We start from the raw sequence: 23281 nt of genomic DNA on the forward strand, positions 1-23281 counted from the left end.
CTCTTTCTATCTACTTGATTTGCAATGGCAGAAAATCTTTGATCATTTTATCAAAGGCTTGTCTGGCTGATTTCCAATGCATTAATCGTTTTTCATGAACTGTAGTCTGATTTTTATATCCTTCATAATTATTTGTTCGCTTCCGCTTCAATTCATTTTCCCCGTTCTGTTTATGAAGGTTTGGATTATAGTTCGCGACCATGTATGCAAATTCGTCATTCTGAACCGACTTATTCTGATTTCATGATATGATTTGATTTTTTATAATTTCTATAACCATATTGAACTTCAGACACAACAGTGTCCCTTCCATGTTTAGTATTTTCAGCACTTAATTGATAATAGACATCAAATTTTTGTAGCAACCCAACGTTCATTACCAATTCGGGGGGTGTAACAACTATCCATTGGAATTTCAATTCCTCGGCAATCGCCAATATAGGGTCTACAATATGTTCACTTACGGCAACGCTAAATGGATTATCCGTTATTAACGGCTTCCAATTACTTCTATCCTCATTTGTTCGTTTGAATGAAATGAGCATCATCAAGATTAAGGTTCTTGCACTAAAGACTTGTCCGCCACTTCCGGTAGGATCCGTTTTAGAAGCCTCGTTGATAGTTTCCCATTCCGTATAGAATTCTGCCTTAGGAGGCTCGTACAAGAAACTATTTTCCTCATGCAATCGGTATAACATAAGCGTAGGATATTTATTATTAAGTGCTGCGAAAATAATATTTCTTGTACCACTCTTGTTTTTTAGCACTTTTTTCGGGATAAGTTCAACGCTGGAATAGTCAATGAATAATTCGGAAATCACCTTGTCATATAGATCCTCTATACCCCCTCTGATTTGTTCTGCTTCTTTAGGGAGAGTATTTTCATTTTTCAGTTTAACAAGCGGGAAGGTTATATTATTCCGATTAATGATCTTCATAGCCTTAATCATTTTCCGTAAATGCTCTATGATTTGTAGAGCATATTTGCAAGCGTGATCCACCCATTCTCTCTTTGCCTCTTCTGCTTCATTCCGCTCATCTTCTGTAGCTGCTATTTGACTAGTTGCTAACAGGTCCAGTCCTTCAACGGAGGCTTTCATCTCTTCTAATTCATCGAAATCCATATCGTTGTAAACTTTTAAGGCCAAATCTTTTATTTCTAGTACCCATTCACTTTTTTCAAAAACCTCTTTTTTCTTGCGATAAACATTTTGAAGAATTCGTTTCCTCTCGTTGACGAGTCCCTCTAATTCCTTATACAGTCCTATCCAATCTTCCCATGTTGTTTTTGGATTTTTTTCTACAATTTCTTGGATGTAAAATGAAGGGATCGAACCGTCTACAATATTAATAGTATTTAGTGTCGCCTTCATATTTTGAGTATACAACTCATATTGACCCAACTTGTCGGTTATATCGTTAATAATCCCGTTTGTATCTGTTATATCCTTATTCGTACCTTCTAGTTCTTTCTCAGCTTCACTCCTCAGTTTCTCAAAATCGATTACTTCCCAAACCTCAACTGTTTTACCAAGGTCATTATAGAAATTATTGTGAACTTGTGTCTTTAATCGAGATAATTCTTGTTCCGATGATTTGGTCTGGGAACTGTAGATATTGATTAGGGCTGATAAAGCGCTGATCTGATTTTCATTTCTTTGTAATTCCTTTTGCTTTATTTCAAACTTGCCCTCTAACATTAAAATGGATTCTGACGGTATTTCGAATTGCTTCCATTGAAGATTCAATTTTCTAAGTTTCGCTTCTTCTTTATCCGTCAATTCCCGATAGTGTTTCAAATCATTTTTCAGTACAAACAATTTACTATCCCTTTGGTTGATTGCTTGCTGCAGAGCATCCCATTGATACAACCAAAGGGTTAAACTCGATTTGTTTAACTGGAGAACAGGCTGTTCAGTAGTCATTGTGCCTACAGACTGTTCAACCGGATCTAGAGCTTGAGGAATCGCTTTACGAACTTCATTTACGAGTTCGTCTTTCTTGTTTCTCCAGTCTCGATAAGATTCTAACCATAGGCCAAAGCTATCTCCTATCTCTTCTAATTCCTTACCTCTAGCGCTTATTTTTCTTACCCTTACTTCAATTTCATGGCTTACCACTGTTAACCTTGATGTTTCTTCTCCATACTTCTTCTTAGCTACAATCCAATTTTCTAGCCTTTTGATCTCTTCTCCTAAAGAGAACATGGTTGCTGAGGCGCTTTTCAGATTTTCTGATATTTCTCTTAAAACAACATTAACGCTATCCATTTTTTTCTGGATTGCCTTTTCCTCATTTTCTTTAATCTTGATGCTTGATTCCAGTTGACTTACTTGCTCTTCTAGCTCTTTGGAAATTACCCTAACATCAAAGGAATCTAATGCAGCCATGACTGAACGAAGCTCTTCAATATACCGGCTTGTACTATCTATTTCTGTTTTAATCTGCAAGCCTTTGGTTGACAGCTCTTCTTTGTATTGAATCAATTCTTCATCATGAATAGATAAATCGGTTGCCTTCTTATCTAAAAGGATGAAGGGCATCTCGTTTATCTTCTCTAACTCACCTACCCAAAAGATCGGTATCGGGGTATGGAAGTACTCTTTATTGATCTTTTGGATTTCTGCCATGTAGGACTTATGATGAGCAGGAATGATTAAGCCGTATTTAAGGAGCGGTTGCCTTTGGTTGAGCTCCACTCTTTTTTCAGGTTCTTGTTGCTTAATATATTCATCACCATAACTAACCGCAATCCCTCTCTCGGTAAGCAGGGATTTAACTTTATATACTTCCTCGCTAGGTATGAGAAAAGGCTCGTCTTTTTGTTTTACTTCAAAGGCCAATTCATACCATTGTAGGTTTAATAGATTTATACTTAATTCCCAATCGTCCTTTTTATTCTCTAGCAAGTTCTTTTGCTCAGGAATCCATGTTCTAAAGTTCGGAATATCAGCAGGCTTCACACGAAGCACGCTCCAAACTTTATTTGCTAAAGCCGTTTCCTTATCCTGTTCGTCTAGAAGTTGCTGATTTAACTTAACTAGATCTCTATTCAGCGCTTTTATTTCTTGTTCTATCGAAACTTTTTCTAGGGAAAAGTTGAATTTATCTTGTTGCTTTAGATCCTGTTCTGACACAAGTTTATCGTGGTTGGCGATAGATTCTTTAATTTTTTGCTCCTTCTGTTGCAACAGAATTTCCATTTCATAATAAAAAGCTTCTCCGTAAATCTGTTTCCCTTCTTCAAGACTAGCTTCAAAAGTCGAGGTGGATTTCAATAATGTACGTCTTTCGACTTCATTATTGAACAGCTCTCCTTTGAACTCTTCTATTTCTTCGGTGATCCCTTTTTGCTTGGTTTTAATGTGTTTTACATAGGAGTTACTTGCAGTTAATATATCCTCAATGGCAGCAGTAACACTTTTCCATTCAAGCAGAATTCCATCTTTAACTCTTTGTTGTTCTGTCATAGTATCCTGAAATTCTTTGGATTGTTCTAAGACCTTAATTTGTTGGCGTACACCTTCCATCTTATGATCTTGTTCATGCCATATCTTAAGTTGTAATAGAAGTTCTGCATGTTCGGTTTCTTCGTTTAGAGCTTTTTTTTGTATTCCCCTTTGTTCTAATTCCGCTTCACCGTTCTTGAGCTCTTTAATCAAATTATGGTACTGGTTATATTTTTCGACATATTGAAGGTTTTGTAATTTCCAATCAAGCGTCTTCTTATTGGTCATCAACTTACCATGTTCATCTTCATGTTGGCTTCTTTCTTTTTCCAGCATCTTAACATGATTAGAAAATGCGGTAAGGATAGAACGCCCCTTTTCAATGTGTTCAATATGCTTGTCCTTTTCGTTAATCAGTTCTAATAACTTAGAATATGTTTCAACATTATGGTTTTTAATTTCCTGATACGAGGAAACGTTCTTCTTTAACTCCGGTAGATTTCTAGCGATAGCAGCACTGCTTTTGAATAACGTAATAAGACTTTCTTCCTCTCCTTCTTCGCTTAGACGCACCTCAATAGCAGGGATGATCATATTGGAGAATAAGCCATTATTTGTTGTGGAATTTTTGTCATCAAAGTAATTGGAGACTCCACCTTCATACTGATTAATATCAATAAGCTGTTCCCAATCCTTCTTGATGATACCATAATCTTTTTCCAAATGTTGATAGAACTTAGCTAGTGTATTTTTGGTATAGGTAAGAAACTCTTTTTGATTATCTTTCAAGAATTTTTCAAAAACTGAGTATGGAATGGGCTGCTCTTTTTCTTTGTCATACAGTTCTAGCGAATTAATTGTAAATTCATCCATTAGACTAATTCCGTATTTACGCACGAAAAGAGTATACACAGGTTCGCTTTCTTTGTTATCATTTAGTTTCGATGTTAAAGCAATACCTACTAACAAAAATTGATCATCTGGTAAAATAAATTCAATGCAGCTGTAAAACGTATAAGGTTGGAAGTTCGAGTTTTTTCCGTAGAAAAAGTGATTAACTGTGTTCTTGCCTCGGTTCCATGCTGTCAGAGGAATTAGAGGTTGGAACAAAATTTGTAAAAACACTCCTTTTCCGAACGTGTTTTTACCAGTTATAATGCCATTTTGCGGTTTGTTATCCGAACCGAATTCAAACATCTTATCTGTGTACATTCGTGTTTGCTGTTTATATCTCGCTCCAACAATACGATATCTATTAATTGCGGCCAATGGTTTACCTCCTCATCTTTTTGGCTTCTGAAATCGAATCTCTCAACATAGTGTAACGTTCGTAATTATGAAAGACCCCTTCAATTCGTTCGTACAATTCAGGGTAAGCATACACTGTATTTTCATCACCCTCTAATATAATATTAAGAAGGTTTTCATGTTCAAATAAGTTCAGTGCCTTTCTCATGATGCCAAATTTATTTCTCATAGATGGTGATAATTTATTTCCATTATCCTTTAAGTCTTTACTTAACCAAAAATCAATCTGTTCTCGTACATTCATGGACCACTTCTTCTCAAACTCTTCATCTTTTGCTAATTTATCCTTCCAGTATTGATACACATTGGTAATGACCTCTTCCAACTGATGAAAGGTAATCCCTCGGATTTCATAGCGAGAACGAACAGACAATTCTCCATCGATCTCACTAAGATAAATCATTAGGATATTGCACAAGAGATAAAACTCTTTCTTATTTTCAATATCACTATATTTCTCTTTCAAATGTGTGAAAGATGTAGCGAATACAGATTCCCTGCCATCGGCTAAGAGCTGGATTTTTTCGTGTCCATCTAAAATAATAGCTCCAAAACTCCTCGCGATTTGATGAACATAATCATAAACTTGCGTATCTTCAAAATAAGCTCTCAGCATACTTTCGTTTCGATCTACTATCTTCAGTCTCATTAATCTTGCAAAGATATCGGTTGATTGTTTTATTTTTTCTGAGGCCATAAATTATTCTCCTTTTAGTCGCAGGGTAAAGGAAGACATTCGAACTTTCTCTGATATAATTTGTTCATTAGAATCAAGGGCTCCGATCAGTGTCTTCCCTTCAAAAAAGCACATTTCTTTATCGAAACTGATCAATTTCTGAAAAAAGGTCATTCTTTCATCGTTATATTTAAGGTTTTCTTGTGTTTTGTGGATTTCAAATTCGCCTTGTGTGAATAATGACCAAAAATCAATAGAATCCCGTTTCCATTGGTCAAACCCTTGTAAATCCTTTAATTCATATACACCATGAATCGCTAATTCCTTGAATATAGGATGCCAGTCTGCCACCGTTTTCTCCCAATTGATTTCATGGTAGTACCTTTGGGATACCTCTTCCTCAATATCAGATAATAGGGTCTCTTCATACTCTCGGTCTTGTTGAAGTTCTTGCTCCTGCCAGATCCAATCCATAGGGAAAATCACGTCTTGTTTTGGAGAGAACAAAGGCCCAAGTACGAAATCATAAATCTCATCACTCGGAACACCTTCCTGAAAAATCTCCTTCTTCCATATTTCTTCATAAAAATTAGCAGTTTTCCGATAGACGAGTGCCAACGGATTATTCTTGCGAATATCTAGCTCAAATGCAATGTTTTTGTACACTTCATCAGACAATTGCAAATGCAATCGTGAAGTAGAATTAATTTTATTTTCAAGTTCTAAATGTTCTATACGAGATATTTCGTCTCCCTTTTCAATAATGGCTAATGTCCCATGCATTCTCTGATATAACTCTTGTGCTTCTTCTGATTGCCTTCTAATATCTTCTTTCAAACTTCTCCTTACATCCCTGTTGGTCAAGAGGATTTTAGGATTTCTTTCTAGTTCATAACGATACTCTTTCTCTTTAAGTAAAACTCTTCGTATTCGTAATGATAAAGCATCCAATACACTAATGGCTTGATTGACTCTTCCAGCTTTGATTAGCTGCAAAGTGTATAATTGTTCTACACTCATATCCATTTCTTCTTCAAACTCGCGCGACATCAAGATCATACGAATACTTTCATCTGTTAATTTATAAACGACCATTCCTTTTCTAATCTTTGTGTATTCTCGATCTTGTTCTAAATACGAAAAACGTTGTTCTTCGAAAAGATGCATTTTAGGATTATAAAAATATCCTTTAAATGAATCCATCCGCTTACTATCACCAGAGTAAAATAAGCCATTTCCTAATCTATTGATATCTTCTTCTTTATAATCAAAGCTGAAGGTATTTAACACCTCATTCACTATTTGGAAAACATCTTCTTTTGTTCGGCCCTCATCATCTCTTAATTCACGATAATATACCTCTAACAAAACACTAAGTAATATATCTCGTATGTAAGGTTGTAACGAATCACCTACATTCATTCCAGAACCAAATAAGAAAATAGGATTCAAAGCCCTTTTTCTTTTATCTATATCATTCCATATATCTCGATTAAGCACGCTTTCAGCCCCTTTTTAATAGGACATCTATCGGAAGAACTTCTTGAGGAATTCGTTTGTTTTCATCCCAAAGTTTTGTAGCAATTGTCCTAAAATTTTCGTTTTCAATTAATTCATTTATGATGAGTAGAAAATGCTCTATGTTCTTCGTTTGTTCTTTTGGTATTGAGGTAGGCTTTCTGCATTGCTCTGTCATCTCGTAATAAATGTGTTTAGCCAGTTTTATATCGTACTGCGGGTTCTTTACCTTAAGACGTGCGTAAATAGAATAACCAGATGGGTCCATATCGCCAACGTAATATACTTCCAAGGATTTCTGCTCCAGCACATCTTCGAGATACTGTATGCTTGATTCAATATGGGTACCTTCTGCATATATAATCATGTCGTAATAAATACCCAGAATGCTTTGCTGCAACCTAAAAAGACGACGACAGCTATGAAAGAATGATAAGTTCTCTATGATTAAAATATTTTTAACTTTAGATAAGACATCTATTTTAGGATTAACAATATAGGAAAAGGGTTCGCCGAATTGCTTGATCTTTAAGTCAGCCTCTGTTAGTTTTAACCGTCCTAGTAATCGATTTCCTTGGTTCTCTTTATTTAACAAGAATTTCTCATCATCGAAAAGTTGATATGAACGAGTAGCTCTAGATTCCCATTCCCATTTTTCTGCATCACCTAAAAATTCATAAATACGGCAGATGTTTTCCCACGTAGCATTATCTTGATACTCCGGATGATCAATATAATAACCGATATCTAAACGGTCGGATACCTGGAACATTTGCTCCTTACTCCATAAAGATTCTACTTTGGTTTTTACTTTTTTCCACCTTACCGGTAAGGAGTTTTGTTTACGATTATTTGTTTGTTTAGTAAACGCTTTTAGAGGACTGATTTCATTGACTTTATGCATATCTGAAATGACCGAGTACATAAACTCATATCCACCTTCATCATGATAATCATTTAGACTCCTATAATGATTTAGGATGTGGCTTTCTAACTCTAGAATAGAGAACTCCAATTTTTTTCGAAAATTTAAATACTCGTCAATGAGACTTCTCATTTTTTTATAGCCATCCACATGTTCACGCCCTTTATATCTTTAATAACGGTTAACAAACAAAGATGCAATATTTGTCTACCTCTTTTTCTCTCCTACTAATCTTGAGCCCAGATTCAATTAAGTTGCATATCGCCTGGGAGCTATTGGAAAATATTTCATTATAACGATAATCCTCAATTTTATCTAACAGTTCCTCCGGTATGGTGATATTTATAACAGGTCTTGCATTAGCTGTCTTTTTATATCCAGACATTTTACAATCACCTTTTTTGTTAATATATGTCGTAAATTATAACATTCTGTCGGTCTGTCAGCTATTAATAATCCAATACTTCATAAAAATAAAACCGAATATAGGGAACTGTCCCCAAGCAAATGAGTTTGCAACTCCCCATCACCTAATCAAAACCCCGCTCCACCTTACTCCCACAAGCCCTCCGACCCTTTCCTCTATCTTATCCTGCCCTTCAAAAGCAATTTAAGTTCGAGCTGAAACCCAAATGAAAACCGAGATAATCAAAATATTCGAGGATAAACCGAGAAAAAGCGATAAATAAATCTGAGATGAATAGTAGGGAAAACCATTTGGGAAGTGCTAGGCTTAGGAAATGATTAATCGGGTAAACAATCGAGAATATGTCTGAAAAATAATTGAATCCTGGGACGAAAAACCTGAGGAAAAGCCAGAGTAAAGTTTTTTTGGAGAAGAGAGCGAGAAAAAAACGAGCGAGATTCGGAGGAAATCCTGAAAATCGGTCGGCTCAGTGGCAAACTTATTTTGATGAGTGGCAGACTTTGAGTGCGCTGATAGAAAATTAATTGGAAGTCTAAATCAATTCCAATTGAACTGGTTACCTAGAATTTCTCTTAGATAAATTACTAGTTACATAACGTGGTTGTAAGTGTAGCCTCACATGCATCGTGGGCCGAAGGGAGAAAAACGGAATTCGGGGAAGCGTAGTTTTACACAATATCCGCAATGCTGACCTTTATAGATCCAAGAAGACGTAAATATACTCGTCGCAGCTTTTCCAAAAAACAAATCACTAACAAAGCTCCTTTAAAAGACATTGTGCTAGGAAGTTTTGGAGTTCAAACGTCTCGGTGTGTGTGGGAGTAATGTCCCCCCACCGAGTAATTCGCCAAAAGTAAAGGAGTGTAGTTACATACTACATAACCCTACTAAACTTATAAACCTGAAAAGCTATATTCTATAAGCCGAATAAAAAAACAAGTATTTTGAAGACTGCTTACCACTCACTGAAAGCAGTTTATCTCCTCCTCAATTAGTGATCTATACTTATCTTCGAATTTTTGTTTAATCCCAGCAACTTTAAAAACTTCCCATGCTTGGACATTCATTTTTTGTTTCATTAAATGTTGTACTGCCCATTTAATTCTCCTAATTTGAAACTGCTCTAAGGATTCAACTACCTCATTCATAGCCTCCTGTGTCATCGGTAATTTAGAATGTGCTCTTATTAACAGTGATTGAACCCTTAGCGTTCTTCCTATTTTCGTTCTGGTAATCCTCACCAACTTTGTCTCGTTATCAACAATATTACTGGCAACCTTCCGTATTTCATCAGAAATCTCTATATCACGACGAGGCCAATTTATCCGATTATTCGAAATTTCTTTTTTTAATACCAACTTCGCATCAGACCGGTTCTCTTTTAAAAAAACTGGCTGCTCAGTTTTATAATTCTCAACACTACACAAAGAACTTACCGATTCATTTACGAAGCCCAAAAAAAGAATATGCCTTAAAGGATGGCATGTCACTCTTGGTGAGCGTAGCAGCTTGTGCAGCCAGGTATCCTCATCACCGGATTGAACGTAGCTAGAGAATTTCAAAAGGAAGTCACGACCGTAATATTGATTAAAAAGCGGAAGAAATTCTAACCATCTAATTCGCCCGGATTCCGTGGCTAAGCCCTTTGCCTGGAGTCTGGTTACATAATATTTTCTAATCTGATCAATCCCCTGTGACAGAAAACTATTATTTAGTAGAACGTATGACTGCTGAGCAATAAAAAATTCTTGCTTTATATCAGGCGTAGCAACAACAGTATTTAACGAATACCCCCTCCTTCTGAGATAATTATTCAACGTAAACATTTCGTGCTTATGCCTCTGATCAACCTCAATATCAGAATCCACTAATCCACACATATGTTTATAACAGACGCTAACCCCAAAGGCTTGATGAGATCTATGCCAATACTCTTCTCCGAATCTATCCTCGTCTTCAACAACACACTTAGGGCAAAATTTCAATAATGGAGCTCTTCTAATTTCACTAGCTGTTAAGCCTAACAGCATATATATAGAAGTGCCGTTCCCATTCTTCATTAAATCTATCAATTTCATCGTTCTTTCTTTAGGAATAAAGGGAGAAAAATAGGGAAGAAATGAATGATTTTGAATCAACTCATTGCTTGTATAAGTGTGGGCAACAGGTAAATGCCTGCAAAAACTAGATAACTGTGAAGGGAATAATAGTGTGGCGCAAATATTTGACGAGCCAAACATTTCTTTCATGGACATTCTAGGGTTTTCGTTCCCCGTATAGAAGTGATATCTAGCTTGAGCGCTATAGAAAAGCTCGTCCTCAAATAAAGAAGGAAAAAAAATCATATGCCTCACTCCAATTCAGGTGACTTGGCTATATGATTATTATTTCCTTCTAGGTTAATTTTAAACGATTCAACTTACTACTATTCAATTAATGAACCCTTTTCTCTCAAAAAATTCGCTATGTGCTCATCAACTTCCTCATCCCCATTTAAATAATATGAAACTGAAGCAGCATTCTTAAATCTCACGACAGTGGTTGAGGTCATCCCTTGGCGTAATAATTTTTCATAATTTCTTGGAATGCTACGAATTAAGAATTGCTTTGGGGTTTCAACAAATTTTGAAATTTCTTCTTTTGCCTTAGGCAAAAACTCATTCACATAAGTCTTATAATGATTTCTATCATATGCATTTAATAATTGGAGAAGTGTCGATTGTCTGATTGGTAATGGATAATTTGAGTCAATACTAATGCCTGCTATATGAATTTTTTGTTGTAGATCCTCATCCATGTCCTCAAAGTCTAGTTTTCTCCATTTTGAATCTATTTTTCGTGGAATTCTTTCCTCCAACCATTGAGTATCATTTATAAGCAACCAATTGAATAAATAACCTTTTTTTCTTCTTATTTCTGAACGAGTTTTAAAATCATTATCTAATAATAAAACGCTCATCCTTTGTCGCATCTTATCCTTCTTTTCATCAATTTCTATTGATGCACCAATTTGTTGACGTGCTTGTATAATTTCACTCATTCCCTTAGTAACTAGTTCTTTTTGATTTTGATTTCTCTGGGAAAGCTCTTGTTTTAAAAAAATCTTTTCACTTATCAGCGCGTTTGGTTTCAATACATCCACCAATGTATTTCCAAGTAATCGAGTAAGGAGAAGGTAGAATCCTATATAACTAACCATGTACTCCTTTTTAAAGATATTGTTAATGAACCATAAACTATGATTGGTTAAGTTTAATGCGTTTCTTATATCTGAAGATATTTTTCTGTTAAAATCAGAAAAAAGTTGCTTTTTTAGAATTAAACCAGCCGGAGTAATGTACCCTCTTCTATATAACTGAGCTAACAATTCATCACGAATTATCTCATTAGATAATTCGTAGTGACGATCTCGAAGCGTAATTAATTCCTCTGCTAGTGAAATTTGAGTTTTAACGAACTCCTCTTTCTCGACTATGTATTCCACAGGTAATCTATGACCATTATTGCATTCCATTAATTTAAGCAGTACACCTTGGTCAGGGTTAGTTAAATGATTCTTACAAATTGGGCAATTAGATAACAATCTTACTTTATGCTTTGGACATACCTCAAGAAATGATAATTGATGCATTCGATGAATGAAAACTTCACCATATTCATACTCGTCGTTTTGCATGCATAATGGACAATATTTTATCGTCAATGTTAAAACTGACAACTCTTTCACTGGGGGGTGCCCGTGCTGGGTGTTCGTACCGTATCGAATATTACTAAATACTCTCATTTGCCTATCAGCAGACAAAAACACTTTGTATAACCCAAACCATGTGTGATCAAAGAGCAACCCATTTATAGAGAATCTATGTCCTTTAGGAAGCTTATTAACTAGATGATTTAAATTTTTAGGGAATAGTGGTAGTTTATATGACTGTGTACCAAACAACTCGAGTCGACTCTCATTGAATTCTTTGTTGGCCGATCGTAAATGGTACCTAAACACAATACTTCGAAAATCTTCATCTGGAAACGGCTCCGGAAAACTAATAATTGATGTCATCAAATCCCCCTATCTAATCCCTAATAAGTCATCAATTCCTCTAATGAGCCCACTTTTCTTTAATGCTTCTCCCGTTGTTTCTCCCTGACGATGGCCCATCTGGACAATGTAACGAATGTCCTGTTCTTCTAATGCAGGTTTAACTTTTTTTGAATATCTCTTCTTTGATAGCCCTTCAGTATTATGCTCTTGGTCACCAAAGTTTAATGTCGCATTTCCCAAGGCTAATTGGGCCAATTGGGCAAACATACTTTCTAAATCTCCCATTCCTCCACTTGAATCATATACCTGGTTTGAAAGGCTCTCCGCTTTCGTAGACGAAATGCCTAAGCATGCGGCAAAATCATTTAGCTTCTTTAATATCGCGTATTTATCCTTTTGTTGCAAAGCTCTAGAATGGTCCCCTGCTAAGTTTCCACTAATTGCAACTCGGTGCTCTGCTTCCCTAATATATCCGTTTAAGGCAACCCAATCAGGCTTTATGTCATCCAATGCTGCAAAGGCTGCGGTATCACCAGACTTCATTTTTTTGAAAATAGGCTGTACCAATTTCATACTCTTACTGGCTACATCCTTAATAAGAAAAGCTGTTATTTTTTCATCCCCACCACTTACAATAGCGCTTGATTGTGCGTGCATAAATAATTTTACAGCCAAATCAGGGATACCAAGAGAATTCTCATACAGTGCTTTTTTAATTTCATCAGTGATTTCTGTGTATTTCTTTGTGTACTGAATATCCCACAAGTTATCAATAAACTCGTTCCACTCCCAGCTATCTTCAACCATATATCCCGAAATGTTTTCAGTAAATCCATTTGCAATTCCTCTGCGTGTATTCGCAAGTGAATCTTTAAATAGGTACAGTGCTTTATATGAGCCCAGCATTACTACTGGAATGCCAATTGTATTTACAAGCTCTGTAATAAAGTCGATCATATCCTCTGCACCGCCGGAATATGCTTTTTGAATCTTTTGAATTTCATCAATTACAAGGACACCTAAATTTATCTGAGCAACCACTTTGATTAGCCTTCTTGCAAGTGTATCGAGCTTACCGGGTTTTTCGCCGAATCTCTCATAGAAATCCGTCCCCAATATTCGGTCGACTTCTGCATAAACATTTTTACAGAAGGCACCGACTGACTTATTAAAGGGACATTCAACCTTTAACCATGTTACTTGAGTAACAGGAATTTTCCTACCACTGTATTCGCTATGGTGAATGACTTGCGGGAACAATCTCAGCAACATTCGTTCATAAACTTGAGACTTCCCCCATCCACTAATTGCGATCTCCACATGGCTTTGGGCTGTTTGTACTACACCTGCAATATTAGCACCGTTCTGATCAATACCTCCTTGAAAGATCTTATCTACTCCAATGGCAAATTGTCTATTATAAGCGGCATTAAGAGGGTTTCGTGATTGATATCCAATTTTAATCATATAATATATATTTCTATATTTGTCGAAGTGTGAGGGGAGTGTAAGCCAAAAATGAGGTTTAATTTGCTGTACAAATTCTAAGCGGTCTTCCACCGGTAACTTCATATACTCAGGTAATACAGATGGTGTACTCGATAAGAGGTCAATAAATTGTTCAATCGTTACCCGATCCGGAATGGCTTCAATAAAGGGATTGCCTTGATTTTGGGGGATTAGCTGCTGTTTATATTGGGCCATGCAATGTGAGCCTTCTAGGGTCGCAAAGTAGTCAATCATCTCTAGGTTTCCTCCTTCGATCTTTATTTTTAGCTGAAAACAATGCTTGAATATCATTAGCGTGTAGTTCAGTCAACAAATGATCTTCAGTTTCACTCTTAGGAAAAGATATAACTTGGGATGGTTCCCCACCATTTGCAGATAGGTCTATCTCAGGACTAGACCATGCATTCTGTGCACCCCAGGTTCGACTATCTTCATGTCGCTTTTGGCGTTTATTTTGGTTTCTAGAATAGAAACTCTTATTGTTAATGGCTTTTGCTGTTTCCTCAATTGCTACTTTATTCAGTTGTTGTGCATAAGCATGCAGTTCAGCTTTATGTTGTTTTTCGCTTTTTTCCTTTTGTTTAATCTCTTCATTTCTGTACTCCATAATTTTAGCGATTTCCTCAAAGTGAAGCCCTTCGTATTCCATAGATTGACCTACCAATCTGCATTGAATCAGTCCCTTCTTATATTTAAAAAAGATGGTGCTGCAGTTCCTTGGGTCATAACTAACTTCAATGTGCTTTTGACCGTTTATTCTTCCTTCTCCTTCAAACCATCCTTCTTTTATACCAATGTCACATGTGTAGTACATGTATTTAAACTCAATTCCAAATCGTGTTACCTTCCCCTGTTCACGAGGCAATAAGTTATACCGAATCTCACTTCTCGTTTTTTCGTGTAGCAATCTCTTCCCTTTTCCCCAGGACCAAATCTTTAGCGGTGTTAGTTCTACCTTCTCCTCGAACATTTCTTTTGTTGGCTTAAAATCATTGCTAACCGCGCTTTTGTTATAGGTCAAAAAAAATACAATTAAAAATCGATTAAACTCTTCAATGGTTAGAACAGCATCCCGTGCTGGATCACGATCACCTCTAACTCTAGGATTAGCCTCTGTGGATCCAGGCAATAATTGTCGAATGGTTTCATTCGTAATATGAAATCGTGATTCAACAAATGGTTTTAAATCACCACGATAGGAGGGTGCATTCAACACATCCACTTCTAAATTTACAAACCTCTCTGTATACTGCGCCTTTAGCTCACCACGATCTGCGACTAAATATTTCGGCAAAGCATGACATGGCCATTCTTCCTCGGCTATATCGATTCCAAACTTTTTACAGTTTTCAACTTTGCTAGTTGCTGCATGCTCCATCGCAATCATCGCTTCTAGCCACGATTCCGAAGCTAGACTCACATGATATCCGACCACCAATCTACTAAAAACATCAATTACTATATAGAGAGTAGGCTTTCCGAGAATTGTCTTTCTATCAAATGACACAAGTAAAACATCCGTGCGAGTAGCATCAATCTCAAATAAAGCACCTACACAAGATGCTCTTTCCGAAGAGTTTCCATGCATCGATCTTACGTCAATTGAAGCCCGTCGCTTTCCATGCTTGTTTGAATATCTCGAAAAAAGGGTTGAGTTTTGAGTATACCAATATCTAAATTGACGAAGAGTTGGGGCAAAATCCGGGTTTACTATGGGTACTCTCACTCCATACTTCCTATAAAAACCACGTTTATAATACGTTTCGCACATTCGTTCATGAGTTGTTCTTATATTCATCCCTTGGCGTATATGAAACAACTTAATTGCCGTACTAAAGATTATTTTATCGGAATCCGTAATGAGGTAACGGTTATCGGAGACAGGCCCTGATTTTTTTTTATAGTTCCTCCTTTCACTTGAAACTCCACAATCAAAATAATTATCAAGTAGTCCATTAACGGACTTACCATGAAACCAATATTTTTGTAAGTATCTTCTGATCATTTGCTTTGAGACTTTAGAATTGAGATGAGCCTCCGTGATGAGTTTCCCCCTCAACTCTGATATATAAATTTCAGGTTCTCTTCGTGCAATGTCCTTAATAATTGCCCATCTTCGGTTACGGTTTTCTTTATATTTAGTGAGGTAACCATCTTCTGGAGACAGGAGTTGCATATCACTCTCGTGCTCTAGTATTCTGGTCATCCCTTGCTCTAATTCCTCTAAAATATCCTCATAATTAAGAAAAAACGGGAGTGTCATTTTCCGATGGTCATTAACGTTTACAACAACAACGTTTTTCATATCATCAGAAATCCAAAGAACTCGTAATAGAGCTTCCGTTTCAAGACTCACATTTAATCGTTCAATGATAGAGTTTATAATAATATGCAAAAAAACACCTCTTTCTCTAAGCAAAATGAATAGAGCTAGTTGATGTCATTACTTGGCTATTTAGTTGAATTACTAGTGGTTCAAACTCTTTAATCTTTTTTGTATGCATATCTGTTACCCATCGCTTATTGGCAAGCATATGTTGTAGTATAAATAAGCTTGTCCCTTGCTGTAAGCCAAACGATTTATCCGCGCGTAAGCATAATTTACTTATTGCTGATTGTCCAGCATCATACACGATGAAAGCATATAGCTCTTCCGAAACTAGTGATAGTATTTCATCATCCATACCAGGTCTTGTATTTAAATATTTTGCTTCTACAAGCCACTCGACATTAGTCACCAATATCTCGGGAATTTCATCCTCCGTGATGATTCTCCAGGCGGTTCCTTGTTCTGCAAAATATCTACGTTCAATTTCAAAAAGCTCAAGAGTACGTTCATCGAGCTTCGAATTCGGCTTGACCGTTACGATTTCATCAACTGCCTCGTTTTTAGTAAGAACAGTTAATTTAAAATCTGTAGTCATTGTTACTGGTGTACCATCCACATTTGCATGTGTAATTCCAAGTTGTTCCGCGATTTCAATTGTTTTTTGAATGGGTAACAGTGGCCATTGCTCACGGATGTCTATTATCCTATCAGACCACTCACAAAGGTATAGAAACTTCCTCTCATGTTCAGATAACGTATGATGAATACGCGCAGTTTTCCACCCTTTATGTCGAGTAAGCCATCCTTCTGAAGCCGTCTTATTATCATGCGCTTGTATGAATGGCTTATAATCTTTCCCAGAACCTTGGCCTCTTCCTTTCTTGATATAATTCGTATGTAGCTTTGTTATTCGCGAACCTCTAAGAGACATTTCCTCACCTCCCTGAGTGGAATATTCAAGTTTCACCTGCGTAAAAATGAGCAAAAACACTATCTAATGCCCTTCTTATATAAAATGTTAAATTAGCACATTATGTATGTCAATAAGAGTTTTAAAGTTAAAATATTATCATCTCACATCATATAATATGACGTAATATATATATAATTTTGATTTCACATGAAATATTTAGGGTTTCAAATGAATTTCTGATCAATTGAATTATTATCCCTAGTCTTCGGTTAGATCTAGAGTTCTTTCACAAACATCGCATTTGACTGTAATGATTAATCCAAGTCCCGTTGGAATAAACGTGTATGCAAATTGAGCTCCTGAAACATCTCTTGCAGTACATGAATCCCATTCCTTTATTTTTTGTTCCATTAATTCAGTAATTTCAAAAACCATGCTACCATCCCTTTCATTGGGTATAAGCTTTAATCCTTTTATCAATGATTCCATAGTATTTCTATTTTATCCATATATGACCCTCGTTATTCTAATACGGATAGTTTGCACCAATCATCTAACATGCTTATGCGTAAGTAAAATAGCTTCCATCCAACATTCCCCTTACTATAGGGTTGGTGTTCTATACGAAAAGGTTCGCTATGTCACTTCTTTGCTATAGATATTTGCCAGTAAGACCATTACTGATTTCACTTCCCACTCCAAACGGTTCGAAGACGGGCTCATCACTATTGAAACTTTCATTGAACTTGTTTTTTACATCTCTTTGTCCTAATCTGTCTTCAAAACGGCCTTAACCACATTAACCTAACTCCGATTGAATAGGTCGTAAGCTTTAAAATGTATCTTTTTTATATGGGACTAGAGACATAAGTGCATTGTTGACGAGCCCGTATTCCGTCGAGAAGAATGCATATGACATACCTACCACGACGACCCACGAGATAAAATGGGGTAAGTAGCTGACTGTCTGCACGAACCTCTTCATGAATGAATGCCTAACTTCATTAATCATGATCGCCAGAAGAATAGGAACGGGGAACGAAATAACGAGCTTCAGCAAGCTGATGGCGATCGTATTTCGCACCAAGGTCGGAAACATATAGTCGTTTGTCATCTCATGAAAATAACGCAGTCCCACCCATTCACTTGTAAAGATCCCCTTTATGCCGCTACTGATGGTGTAATCTTTGAAAGCCATCTGAATTCCAAATAGTGGGGCAAATGAGAATACCAGCAGGAACGCCATTCCTAACAAAACGAAAGTTTGAAGGGATACCTGTTTGCGGAATCTGCGTCCTAGCGTTTGTCGCTTGAGCATCACCGCGGCATTCGCTCGGCCGACGGTAGTTAATTCTTTCATGTTGTAGCACCTCCTGATGTATTAAGTATAAAAGCGGTTACATGACCTGAAAACTGATCATATGTCGGAATAACACTGTCCGATTTTAAGATCGCTTACATTTGTGTTTTCAACACCTAAAAATAAAAAAACGAATAGCACTATACTATTGTCAGTTGAAAATAAAGTATTAGACTGGAGTCGTTAAATTACCTGGGTTTCTGAATTGAAGGATCTGTAGCATTTAGAAAATAAGAATTAGAGTGATCCTTAAAAGAAACAGCGGCGGACCAAGACTTAAAAATAAAGTCTTAGACAGCCGCTGTGGTGTTTAAACTATAGTCTCCGTCCCTCGTTTTTAAGAATTATCTCACATATACTTACTCATTCGCAGGATTCCATCACCTTCGGTCAGATAAATCTTAGAACTGACTGTAGACAATACCGGTTGAGGCAGTCGGTTGGGCATGCGGAAATAGAGGAATCGTTAGGAAATAGTCCCCAAATTCATCTCTACTGCACGCATACTCCACTAATTCCTTGGGGTTCACCCTCCCACGACTCAACGGGTCATTGCCCTTACATTCCTTCGTTATACTTGTCCAAGGTGTGGAGACCGATAGCGTTTAGCGGACGGGTCTGAGCTCTTAAGGGAGACGAACTCGGTCCTCCGTGATTTCTTTGTGGAAATCCTGCGAATGAGTCAGTATACGTGATTGCTGCTAACTTAAGCTGCTTCTGACCATGTAAGGACTGTTTTTTCTGGTGTGAACTGTTGTCCCCGTTGTACAATTCCAACTAGAATTCGTGCCAGCTTACCTATTAACTTAAATATGGATTGCTGCTTTTTCATCTTCTTTTCTTGTACATTATGTTCATGAAGATGGCGGAACACTGGGTTGTTCCATACGAGCTGAACCGTCGCCAGATAAAGATATTTTCGCAAAGCTTAGTCTCCTCGCTTCGAAAGAACAATTCGACCTTTTCGCTTTCCTGACGTGCTTTCTGCCAAGTTTAGGCCAGCTTTCCGCAATACCTGACGTCCATGCGCGTACTGTCTTAAGTCTCCTGTACCGGCTAATATGGCCGCTGTAAAGATCTTTCCGAGACCCTTTATTGTGCGAAGGTGTTCCGCCATTGGAATCTCAGAGAGTAGAGTCTCGATTGTTGATTCAATTTCTTCAAGCATGATACTCCCTCGCTCATATTCTTCAATAAGCCGTTGCAAATCTGCCTTTTCTTCTTCAACAGCCGCTCGTTCCCCGACACTGTTCTTTGCCCTGGCAATGAGTAGTGCAGCCTTCTCAGTACCCGTAGAACCTCCAGCGCGCTGCATATGGACTCTCCAGGCATCGATTACGTCCGTCACGGTATAACTCTCCAGATCTTGCGGACAAGGAAACGTTTTAAGGGTCGCCAATGATCGCTTACATGTCCAGTCTTTGAATACTGAAGGATATTCGGGAAAGCGGATGTCCAGCCAACGCACGATCCGATTCTGCAGCCGTACACTATTCGACACCCAAAATTCTCGATCGCTCATCATCGTCAGTAATCGCTGGAACACAAGCGACTGACGCGTATATTCGTGTAAAAGCCTCTACTGACCGCGTCTGCGATGACCAGGGCATCTTTGGGATCATTTTTTGATGGACTATTATCTCGATTTTCTTTGTTTCTCTTCGTTGTGGCCGGGTTAACCATGACCACATGTAATCCCTTATCTAGTAGCCAGTGCGCGTAATGGCTACCTCGTTTACGGCCTGACTCTTCATTGAGATTCCAATGTGGACACTTTAAATTCCAGTAATCTTAAATGAAATTTTCATATATTTTATTCAAAAATTCATTTTAATTATCATAATGCGTGTTATACTATAAATATGGAAATGAAAGGTGGGACTGTGATGCAATCAATCATTCGAATAAATCGGGTGAGACTTGAAAATATCAAGAATGTCCAAGCTGGCGAATTCACTGGAAATCAGATGTACGATAATATCGCCGGCGTTTTGCCTCCCCAACCAACCTCGGGTGACGAGTCGGCAAAACGAAACTTCAAGGAAGAGTTTGAGCTGCAGCTTGAGCAATACATGAATGACAAAAATCTAAACGCAGACATCCTCGGTTTCTATGGTCAAAATGGATCGGGGAAGACCGCTGTTTTTGAATCTTTTCGAATTCTGGGCTGTCTGCTGGGCAGAGAGGCCTCACTGCCTAATAAATCGGAAAACTTAATCTTGGATGGACAACTGTCCTGTACGTTATCTTTCGAATTCGCTGCGGTAGCAGACACTAAGACATTTCTAATCAAATACGACGTAGAGCTTGCGTACGGCGAAGAGAACATGAAGGTCATTAGTGAAAATCTATTCTATAAAGAGAATATTCCTGGTGTTAGATATAAGAATCTTCTGAACTACCGAGACAAGGAGCTGTACCGGGGGAAGAAAATCTTCTTCACGAGCAAAAACCAGAAGGCCATTGCAAGTAAAATCATCGCTATCCACTCTGAGAAATCGGTTGTTTTTCATAAGGAGATTCAGAATCACTTAAAGCAAATCCTAAGCTCCGAAGAAGGCAAGATCCTCCACCTGATAACGGAAACCTTCGCTAAGAATCTCGTTGTAATCCCGAACATTCAGCATGGAGAATTTAGTTCAAAATATTTCATGCCGTTTTCTAAGCGAATCGCAGAATATAACTTTAATGTGCTTCGTTCATTTGTGGTTCCGCTTGATATTCTTGATGAACTAAAAAAGGCCGTCGAATTAAAAAACATCGTGTTCAGATGTTTAATACCTGGCGCCGAAGTTGTTGTACACGAGCTTCATAGTGAATCATTAGATGATGGGGAACCCGGTAAGCGGATTGAGTTGCTGATTAAAAAAGAGGGCCGGTCCTTACCGCTCCGGGCGGAGTCAGCAGGCACATTGAAAATTTTCGCGATTACCAGTGCGCTAATTGCATTTAATATCAATCCCAATACATGTGTCGTCATTGACGAATTCGACTCCGGTGTATTTGAGTTCCTCCTGGGGGAGATTCTCAGCATCTTTAGCGAAACAGGGAAGGGACAACTTATATTTACTTCCCATAATCTTCGTGCGCTCGAGGTCTTACCCGTACAAAATATCTGGTTCACAACGACAAACCCAGAGAAGCGCTATATTCAGATGAAGTATACCAGCACAACCAATAATATTCGTAGAAGATACTACGAGGCGATCCAATTAGGCGGCATGAGTGAGTCCGTTTATACCGAAACTAATAAGTCTACAATTAAGAGGGCTTTTTGGAAGGTGGGACGATCACTTGAGTAAAAAGAAATTAAAGGCTCTTGTTGTGATCGTCGAAGGTCAAACGGATGAAGACTTATTTGCTGCCGCATTGCGGGATCATTATGAACCAAAGGGAATAAAGATATTTCAGTATAGAGGCGACGTCTTTTTTAAAGAGCGCCATGATAAAAATATTCGAGAAAAGATTCGGGATTTCGTAAAGCGGGAGTTAGAGCGGCAGCAGATAAGCCCAGTTCATGTTATTGGGATTGTTCATATTGGGGATACGGATGGAACCTTCATTCCTGATGACCATATTATTGTAAACGGTGAAGTATCCGTAACGGAAAAAAAGCGATATTCGGATACACACATTCTCGTAGTTAATGATACGCAGAAAGGTCATATGGAGGAGCGAAACCGAGATAAATCTGAAAACCACCGCAAAATGATTCAAATCAGTAAATTAACAATATCGAATAAAGATTTGCCATATGCCCATTTCTTTATGTCTTCTAACACCGATCATGTCGTTTTTAACCTTCGAAATTTGAGCCTGAAGGAAAAGGATGACTTAATGAAAGAATACGTCGAGACACATAATGCGGCAGAGATTAAGGCTCTCTTAGAAGCTCACATGGATGTCTGTCCAGCGGGGGTAGATCCTTTCGAATATACGTGGGGGCAGATCCAGCTTGGGATAAATTCATTGGGCCGAAAGACCAACACGCTTTTAATTTACAGTTTCATTGATAACTTACTTGGTGGTGCCGATCAGGTTGTAGTTCCTAATGCTTCAGCAACTTTAGTCCCCGAAGCAGCTGCCCCAGAAGTAAATACAAACTATCCATCTACACTGAACTCATAAATTCCGGATACTTGACCCGCTTCCATCAGAAGCGGGCTCTTTCTTCTGATGTCCTTAGAATTCAAGAGACAGCGAACAAAAAGGCTGCGTGTGAGGCGGGAACGTCACGCTCAGGCGGCTGACAACGAAGAAGAACAGAACGCCGTGTGTTAGGAAACGTACTCCTATGTACAATTTCCCTCATAATATCATTTTTTACAGACGTGCAATAATATAATGTTTAGAATCTCGTTTCCTTCTCGTCAACCTTCTTCTTGCAAAACGGACACCATGCCCAAATTTTATTACGTTTCTTGCCGACCTCGGCAGCTTCATCAGACAATTCCTCAAGGCTGTCGGAGCAAACCTTTTCGTATGAGTTAGTACGGCGCCTCTCATCGCCCTCCGATCGAAGAAAAAAAACAGTTAGCCAAGTGCATCTTGTCCGACGTTGCGTTTTCTTCATACATGTTCAACACGAAGCCGTCTGGATTCTTCGTGAACCAATTCTCGTAGCCTTTATCGTCCTTGAAGAAACGTTTAATCATGTATTTCTCTCCCGTCAACACGAATTGTTTGATTTCGACTCAGCAAGTTGATTCTGTTAATAACATTCGCTAAACGGTTAAACTTTTCTGCCCTTTAGTTTAAGATCTGTTCGATGGTGTAAGGCATATGGGAAGGCATGCACTCAATTCTGAATGCATGCCTTATGTGTTTC

At 37.8% G+C, this 23281-nt stretch carries 17 protein-coding genes; 2 read left to right on the forward strand and 15 right to left on the reverse strand.

Annotated elements, in window-relative coordinates:
- Positions 1-230: 230 nt before the first annotated feature.
- The 14 genes from MFF31_RS05165 to MFF31_RS05230 form a co-directional block, all read right to left on the reverse strand.
- Complete coding sequence (locus MFF31_RS05165) at positions 231-4718, reverse strand: CCDC158 family protein (protein ID WP_238187037.1); 4488 nt, start codon at positions 4716-4718, stop codon at positions 231-233.
- A gap of 4 nt (positions 4719-4722) precedes the next feature.
- Positions 4723-5454: a DUF6063 family protein gene (locus MFF31_RS05170; RefSeq protein WP_238187038.1), complete on the reverse strand. Its 732-nt coding sequence runs from the start codon at positions 5452-5454 to the stop codon at positions 4723-4725.
- A gap of 3 nt (positions 5455-5457) precedes the next feature.
- Positions 5458-6933 (reverse strand): hypothetical protein, encoded by a 1476-nt coding sequence (locus tag MFF31_RS05175; RefSeq protein WP_238187039.1) that lies wholly within the window; start codon positions 6931-6933, stop codon positions 5458-5460.
- Between the two features lie 4 nt (positions 6934-6937).
- Entirely contained in the window at positions 6938-8026 is a 1089-nt protein-coding gene (locus MFF31_RS05180; protein ID WP_238187040.1) for a Wadjet anti-phage system protein JetD domain-containing protein, read from the reverse strand.
- A gap of 1239 nt (positions 8027-9265) precedes the next feature.
- The gene (locus MFF31_RS05185; RefSeq protein WP_238187041.1) at positions 9266-10648 is read right to left on the reverse strand and encodes a TnsD family Tn7-like transposition protein; all 1383 of its coding nucleotides are present in this window, start codon (positions 10646-10648) and stop codon (positions 9266-9268) included.
- Positions 10649-10728: 80 nt separating this feature from the next.
- Complete coding sequence (locus tag MFF31_RS05190; RefSeq protein ID WP_238187042.1) at positions 10729-12360, reverse strand: TniQ family protein; 1632 nt, start codon at positions 12358-12360, stop codon at positions 10729-10731.
- Positions 12361-12369: 9 nt separating this feature from the next.
- Positions 12370-14046: an AAA family ATPase gene (locus tag MFF31_RS05195; RefSeq protein WP_248565401.1), complete on the reverse strand. Its 1677-nt coding sequence runs from the start codon at positions 14044-14046 to the stop codon at positions 12370-12372.
- A gap of 31 nt (positions 14047-14077) precedes the next feature.
- The gene (locus MFF31_RS05200; protein ID WP_238187044.1) at positions 14078-16246 is read right to left on the reverse strand and encodes a Mu transposase C-terminal domain-containing protein; all 2169 of its coding nucleotides are present in this window, start codon (positions 16244-16246) and stop codon (positions 14078-14080) included.
- Positions 16247-16262: 16 nt separating this feature from the next.
- A complete protein-coding gene (locus tag MFF31_RS05205) occupies positions 16263-17111 on the reverse strand; it encodes a TnsA endonuclease N-terminal domain-containing protein (RefSeq protein WP_238187045.1) in 849 nt (282 codons plus the stop codon).
- A 240-nt stretch (positions 17112-17351) separates the two neighbouring features.
- Positions 17352-17582, reverse strand: coding sequence for a hypothetical protein (locus tag MFF31_RS05210; protein ID WP_238187046.1), 231 nt, complete (start codon positions 17580-17582; stop codon positions 17352-17354).
- Between the two features lie 343 nt (positions 17583-17925).
- Complete coding sequence (locus MFF31_RS05215) at positions 17926-18453, reverse strand: hypothetical protein (protein WP_309296660.1); 528 nt, start codon at positions 18451-18453, stop codon at positions 17926-17928.
- 706 nt (positions 18454-19159) lie between these two features.
- Positions 19160-19378 carry a hypothetical protein gene (locus tag MFF31_RS05220; protein ID WP_238187047.1) on the reverse strand — a complete coding sequence of 73 codons (219 nt, stop codon included), beginning with the start codon at positions 19376-19378 and terminating at the stop codon, positions 19160-19162.
- Between the two features lie 3 nt (positions 19379-19381).
- Positions 19382-19978, reverse strand: a complete 597-nt coding sequence (locus MFF31_RS05225; protein ID WP_248565402.1) for a transposase — start codon at positions 19976-19978, stop codon at positions 19382-19384.
- A 2-nt stretch (positions 19979-19980) separates the two neighbouring features.
- Positions 19981-20136, reverse strand: coding sequence for a transposase (locus tag MFF31_RS05230; RefSeq protein ID WP_238187049.1), 156 nt, complete (start codon positions 20134-20136; stop codon positions 19981-19983).
- A 203-nt stretch (positions 20137-20339) separates the two neighbouring features.
- Between MFF31_RS05230 and MFF31_RS05235 the strand changes: the two genes are divergently transcribed.
- Entirely contained in the window at positions 20340-21755 is a 1416-nt protein-coding gene (locus MFF31_RS05235) for an AAA family ATPase (RefSeq protein WP_238187050.1), read from the forward strand.
- Positions 21748-22581 (forward strand): hypothetical protein, encoded by an 834-nt coding sequence (locus MFF31_RS05240; protein ID WP_238187051.1) that lies wholly within the window; start codon positions 21748-21750, stop codon positions 22579-22581. Before MFF31_RS05235 ends, MFF31_RS05240 begins: the two co-directional genes overlap by 8 nt.
- Before the next feature lie 220 nt (positions 22582-22801).
- Here MFF31_RS05240 and MFF31_RS05245 read toward each other — a convergent pair whose 3' ends face one another.
- Entirely contained in the window at positions 22802-23026 is a 225-nt protein-coding gene (locus MFF31_RS05245; RefSeq protein WP_248565403.1) for a hypothetical protein, read from the reverse strand.
- Positions 23027-23281 lie beyond the last annotated feature (255 nt).

The sequence above is a fragment of the Paenibacillus sp. L3-i20 genome, from assembly GCF_022180385.2.
In the GTDB taxonomy this organism is placed as follows: domain Bacteria; phylum Bacillota; class Bacilli; order Paenibacillales; family Paenibacillaceae; genus Pristimantibacillus.

Excerpts from the sequence above, each read along its gene's own strand:
- MFF31_RS05170 (WP_238187038.1), bottom strand. The coding sequence starts at position 5,454 with ATGGCCTCAGAAAAAATAAAACAATCAACCGATATCTTTGCAAGATTA.
- MFF31_RS05185 (WP_238187041.1), bottom strand. The coding sequence starts at position 10,648 with ATGATTTTTTTTCCTTCTTTATTTGAGGACGAGCTTTTCTATAGCGCT.
- MFF31_RS05190 (WP_238187042.1), bottom strand. The coding sequence starts at position 12,360 with ATGACATCAATTATTAGTTTTCCGGAGCCGTTTCCAGATGAAGATTTT.
- MFF31_RS05195 (WP_248565401.1), bottom strand. The coding sequence starts at position 14,046 with ATGGCCCAATATAAACAGCAGCTAATCCCCCAAAATCAAGGCAATCCC.
- MFF31_RS05205 (WP_238187045.1), bottom strand. The coding sequence starts at position 17,111 with ATGTCTCTTAGAGGTTCGCGAATAACAAAGCTACATACGAATTATATC.
- MFF31_RS05210 (WP_238187046.1), bottom strand. The coding sequence starts at position 17,582 with ATGGAATCATTGATAAAAGGATTAAAGCTTATACCCAATGAAAGGGAT.
- MFF31_RS05215 (WP_309296660.1), bottom strand. The coding sequence starts at position 18,453 with ATGAAAGAATTAACTACCGTCGGCCGAGCGAATGCCGCGGTGATGCTC.
- MFF31_RS05225 (WP_248565402.1), bottom strand. The coding sequence starts at position 19,978 with ATGATGAGCGATCGAGAATTTTGGGTGTCGAATAGTGTACGGCTGCAG.
- MFF31_RS05230 (WP_238187049.1), bottom strand. The coding sequence starts at position 20,136 with ATGGTTAACCCGGCCACAACGAAGAGAAACAAAGAAAATCGAGATAAT.
- MFF31_RS05235 (WP_238187050.1), top strand. The coding sequence starts at position 20,340 with ATGCAATCAATCATTCGAATAAATCGGGTGAGACTTGAAAATATCAAG.
- MFF31_RS05245 (WP_248565403.1), bottom strand. The coding sequence starts at position 23,026 with ATGAAGAAAACGCAACGTCGGACAAGATGCACTTGGCTAACTGTTTTT.